At 57.7% G+C, this 534-nt stretch carries 1 protein-coding gene; it reads right to left on the reverse strand.

The genetic code is table 11. The features are described from left to right. A partial coding sequence (locus JK635_RS29385) for a tyrosine-type recombinase/integrase (protein WP_202656455.1) occupies positions 1–534 on the reverse strand: 534 nt, incomplete at both ends.

The following is a 534-nucleotide window of genomic DNA, read 5'->3' on the forward strand; positions in this document are numbered from 1 at the left end:
CCGTACTCTCCAGCTTCGTATGCCCAAGAAGAAGTTGGACGGCCCACAGGTTCTTTGTCCGCCGGTCGATCAGTGTCGCTTTTGTCCGTCTCATCGTGTGGGTGCCATACGCGGACGCATCCAAACCAATTGATCCCAGCCAGCGGGCCACAATGCGCGCGTACTGCTGGGTAGACAAATGCGGTGACTTGGCTACCCTGCTCGGGAAAAGATACTGGCCTGAAGCCAGATGGGCCTTGTTGATCCAGGCTGCGACTGACTGCCGAGTCTGCTCGGTGATCTCGAACTGCACTGGCCGGTGCGTCTTGTGCTGCATAATCATGGCGCGCGGCAAGACTGCCTTGCCATGGGCGACATCCAAGACGCGCAGGCTGACCAAGTCACAGCCACGCAACTTGCTATCAATAGCGAGATTGAACAGCGCCAAATCACGGGCCTTGTCGGCAAGCTGGAGCCTTATTCGGATGGCCCAGATCTCTTTCAGTTTCAGCGGCGCTTTCTGGCCAACGAGCCTGCCTTTGTTCCAAGGAACCG

Origin of the sequence: Neobacillus paridis (assembly GCF_016765675.1) — a bacterium.
GTDB lineage: Bacteria > Bacillota > Bacilli > Bacillales > Cytobacillaceae > Neobacillus > Neobacillus paridis.